The sequence below is a fragment of the Micromonospora deserti genome, assembly GCF_003236335.1.
Lineage (GTDB): Bacteria > Actinomycetota > Actinomycetes > Mycobacteriales > Micromonosporaceae > Micromonospora > Micromonospora deserti.
Window position 1 is genome coordinate 1 of sequence record NZ_POUB01000410.1, and the last position, 3924, is coordinate 3924.

A 3924-nucleotide genomic window follows, 5' to 3' on the forward strand; every position below is an offset into this window, starting at 1 on the left:
CGTCGAAGACCACCTCGCCGCCGGTGGGCGGGGTGAGCTGGAGCAGTGCCCGGCCGAGCGTGTACTTTCCGCAGCCGGACTCGCCGACCAGCCCGTACGTCTTCCCGCGCGAGGAGGAGAAGCCGTGACCGAGAGCGACATCCTCGTCGAGGTGCGCGACCTGAAGGTGCACTTCCCGATCAAGCGGGGGGTGCTCTTCGACCGGACGGTCGGGCACGTCATGGCGGTCGACGGGGTCGACCTGCGCATCCCGCGCGGGAAGACGTACGGGCTGGTCGGCGAGTCCGGCTGCGGAAAGTCCACGCTCGGCCGGGCACTGCTCCAGCTCACCCCGCCCACCGGCGGCGAGGTGGTCTTCGACGGCGTCGAGCTGACCAAGCTGCCGGCGGGCCGGCTGCGGTCGATGCGCCGCCGGATGCAGATGATCTTCCAGGATCCGATGTCGAGCCTGGACCCCCGGCAGAACGTCGAGTCGATCCTCACCGAGGGGTTGCAGACCCACGGCATCGGCACCGACCGCACTGACCGGCGGCGGATCATCGGCGAGACGCTGGACGCGGTCGGGCTGCCCCGCTGGGCGCTCTCCCGCTACCCGCACGAGTTCTCCGGTGGCCAGCGACAGCGCATCGGCATCGCCCGGGCGCTGGTGCTCGGACCGGAGCTGATCGTCGCCGACGAGCCGGTCTCCGCGCTGGACGTGTCGATCCAGGCCCAGGTGGTGAACCTCCTCGACGAACTGCAGGACAGCCTCGGCCTGACCTACCTGGTGATCGCGCACGACCTCGCGGTGGTGCGGCACATCTCCGACACGGTCGGCGTCATGTACCTGGGCGCGCTGGTGGAGGAGGCGCCGAGCGACCGGCTCTACACCGCGCCACTGCACCCGTACACCCGGGCGCTGATGTCGGCGGTGCCGGTACCGGACCCGGACGTGGAGGACCGGCGGGAGCGGATCCTGCTCGCCGGCGACCTGCCCTCGCCGGCCAACCCGCCGTCCGGCTGCCGGTTCCACACCCGGTGCCCGTGGGCCCAGCCGACCCGCTGCGCGGACGAGCGCCCGGCGCTGCGGGAGATCCACGGCAGCCGCGTCGCCTGCCACTTCGCCGAGCAGATCGCCAGCGGCGAGCTGCGCCCGCACAAGGTGACCGCGCAGATCGTCCGCCCCGAGGACGAGGGCGAGGCGCCGGGGGTGGTCTCCGCCCCCAGCGAGCCCGGCTCGTACGTCTGACCCCCGCGACGCGGCCCGCCCGCCGGGAGGGGCCGCGTCGGGTGGGTCAGCCCTCGGGGCGGTGCAGCAGCGCGACCGCGATGCCGTGCACCGCGTCCAGGCCAGCCGGGTCGGGCAGTGCGACCCTCCCGCCGGTCACCGCGTACCACTCGTCGGCGTCCCGGTACTGCACCCGCAGCGTGACCTGGCCGTCGGCGTACTCCGTGCGCAGGGTCAGCTCGCCGGTGACGACGCCCACCTCGTCGGTCATCACCCCGCCCGGCCCGGGCACGATGTCCGCCGTCCGCTCCGGTGGCGCGCCCGCGCCGTCCGCGTCCGCCGCCATGCCCGCCCCGGGCACCTCGACGGTGGCCGCGGGCGCGCCGTCCGCGGCCATGCCGGCGGTGGTCGGTCCGGCGGTGGTCGGGCCGGCCGGCGCGCCGCCGGTGGCCGCCGCCGCGTCGTCGCCGCCGGCGTCCGGGGTCCGCTCCGGGGCGGGGTCCGGTCCTCCGGCCCCGGTCACGGCTTGCTCGCCCACGTGCAGCCCTCCAACATGTCGGTCAGGGCGGCCTTCTCTGCACTGGTCACCGTGAGCCGCCAGTGGTGTTTGACCGTCACCCAGTTCTGGGCGTACTCGCACCAGAACGACCGGTTCGCCGGTTTCCACTGGGACGGGTCCTGGTCACCCTTTGACCGGTTGGAGCTGCGGGAAACCGCGATCAGCTGCGGCCGGTCCAGGTCGTTGGCGAACTCGCCGCGCTTCGCGTCGTCCCACTCGTCGGCGCCGGAGCGCCACGCGTTGGCGAGCGGCACCATGTGATCGATGTCCACCTCGGACGGGTCGGTCAGCGCGCGGCTGTCGTACACGCTCTCCCAGCGGCCGCCGACCACGTTGCACCCGGAGAGCTTGATGTCCTTGCCGTCGCGCTGCAGCACGGTGTCCCGTACGTCGCAGTTCTTGCCGGTGTCCCGCCAGTGCGGGAACCGGTCCCGGCTGTAGCCCTTCATCGACCCGGCGCTCGCGACGGTGAGCTGGGCCAGCATCTCGGCCGCGTTGCCGCCGCCGCTCGGTGGGGGCGGCTCCGGCTCCTCGATCGGGACGCAGCCGGCCACGCCGAGCGCCAGCGCCACAGCGAGCGCAGCTGTCACCGCGGCCCACGGTCCTGTTCCGTTACGCACAGACGACACCCCTCCAGCTTGCGGGCTCCCGGCGATCCCGCACAGTACCCGGGCATGGTTTCGGCGTTTCGTGGCGTCTCTCATATGGCGCGAGGCAGATTGGAGCACATGACTGCACCCGCTCCCGCGCTCCGGATGGGCACCGGCCCGGGGCGGGGCACCCTGCTCGCCGCGGTGTTCGCCTCCGGCATGGTCTTCCTGGACAGCACCGTGGTCAACGTCGCGCTGCCCCGGCTCGGCGCCGACCTCGGGGCCACCGTGGCCGGTCTCCAGTGGACCGTCAACGGATACCTGCTGATGCTCGCCGCCTTCGTCCTGCTCGGCGGCGCGCTCGGCGACCGGTTCGGCCGGCGGCGGATCTTCCTGCTCGGCGTGCTCTGGTTCACCGTCGCCTCGCTGCTCTGCGGCCTGGCCCAGGACACCACCTGGTTGATCGCCGCCCGGTTCCTCCAGGGCGCCGGCGGCGCACTGCTCACCCCGGGCTCGCTGTCGGTGCTCCAGTCCAGCTTCCACCCCGACGACCGGGGCCGGGCGATCGGGGCCTGGTCCGGCCTGTCCGGCGTCTCCACTGCCCTCGGCCCCTTCGTCGGGGGCTGGCTGATCGATGCGCTCTCCTGGCGGTGGATCTTCTTCCTCAACCTGCCGCTGGCGGCGCTGGTCGTGCTGGCCGCCCTGCGGTGGGTGCCGGAGAGCCGGGACGAGAACGTTTCCCGCATCCGGGCGGGGTCGGGACGGCGCCGCCGGTTCGACGTGGCCGGCGCGCTGCTCGGCGCGGTCGCGCTGGCCGGCGTCACGTACGCGCTGATCGACGCACCGGCGCGCGGCCTCGACTCGGCGCCGGTGCTGGTGGCGGCGCTGGTCGGGGTGGCCGGGGCGGTGGTCTTCGTGCTGGTCGAGCGGCGCCGGGGGGACACCGCCATGCTGCCCACCGGATTGTTCTCCAGCCGGCTCTTCTCGGTGCTGAACCTGTTCACGGTCGCGGTCTACGCGGCGCTCGGCGGCTTCACCTTCTTCATCGCTGTCTATTTGCAGAACGTGGTCGGCTGGTCGGCGTTGCTGACCGGGATCGCGCTGCTGCCGATGACCCTGCTGCTGCTGGTCGGCTCGCCCCGGGCGGGGGCGCTCTCGGCGCGGATCGGCCCCCGGCTGCCGCTGACCGTGGGCCCGGTGGTGGCCGCCGGCGGGCTGGTGCTGCTGCGTCGGGTCGGCCCGGACGCGTCGTACTGGGGGGACGTGCTGCCCGGGGTGGTGCTCTTCGGGATCGGGCTGACCCTGGTGGTGGCGCCGCTGACCGCCTCGGTGCTGGCCGCGGTGCAGGACCGGTTCGCCGGGGTGGCGAGCGGCTTCAACAACGCCGCGTCCCGGGCCGGCGGCCTGCTGGCGGTGGCCGCGCTGCCGCTGCTGGTCGGGCTCTCCGGCAGCGGGTACGAGCAGCGGGCCGAGCTCACCGGCGCCTACCGGGGGGCGATGCTCTGGTGCGGCGGGCTGCTGCTGGTCGGCGCCGCGCTGGCCGGCCTGCTCATCCGCCGCCCACCCCG

4 protein-coding genes and 1 pseudogene are annotated in these 3924 nt (G+C 73.9%); 2 read left to right on the plus strand and 3 right to left on the minus strand.

The window, feature by feature from the left end; genetic code table 11:
• Positions 1-109: pseudogene (locus C1I99_RS35295) on the minus strand (ATP-binding cassette domain-containing protein); the annotation flags it as partial.
• A gap of 15 nt (positions 110-124) precedes the next feature.
• Here C1I99_RS35295 and C1I99_RS30235 point away from each other — a divergent pair.
• The gene (locus C1I99_RS30235) at positions 125-1228 is read left to right on the plus strand and encodes an ABC transporter ATP-binding protein (RefSeq protein WP_111137580.1); all 1104 of its coding nucleotides are present in this window, start codon (positions 125-127) and stop codon (positions 1226-1228) included.
• Positions 1229-1274: 46 nt separating this feature from the next.
• Here the strand turns inward: C1I99_RS30235 and C1I99_RS30240 are convergent, their stop codons facing one another.
• On the minus strand, positions 1275-1745 hold the full coding sequence (locus C1I99_RS30240; RefSeq protein ID WP_111137581.1) for a hypothetical protein: 471 nt from the start codon (positions 1743-1745) through the stop codon (positions 1275-1277).
• Positions 1727-2356 carry an HNH endonuclease family protein gene (locus C1I99_RS30245; RefSeq protein WP_438941466.1) on the minus strand — a complete coding sequence of 210 codons (630 nt, stop codon included), beginning with the start codon at positions 2354-2356 and terminating at the stop codon, positions 1727-1729. Before C1I99_RS30245 ends, C1I99_RS30240 begins: the two co-directional genes overlap by 19 nt.
• A 138-nt stretch (positions 2357-2494) precedes the next feature.
• Between C1I99_RS30245 and C1I99_RS30250 the strand changes: the two genes are divergently transcribed.
• The coding region (locus tag C1I99_RS30250) for an MFS transporter (RefSeq protein WP_111137583.1) at positions 2495-3924 on the plus strand (1430 nt) is incomplete at its 3' end.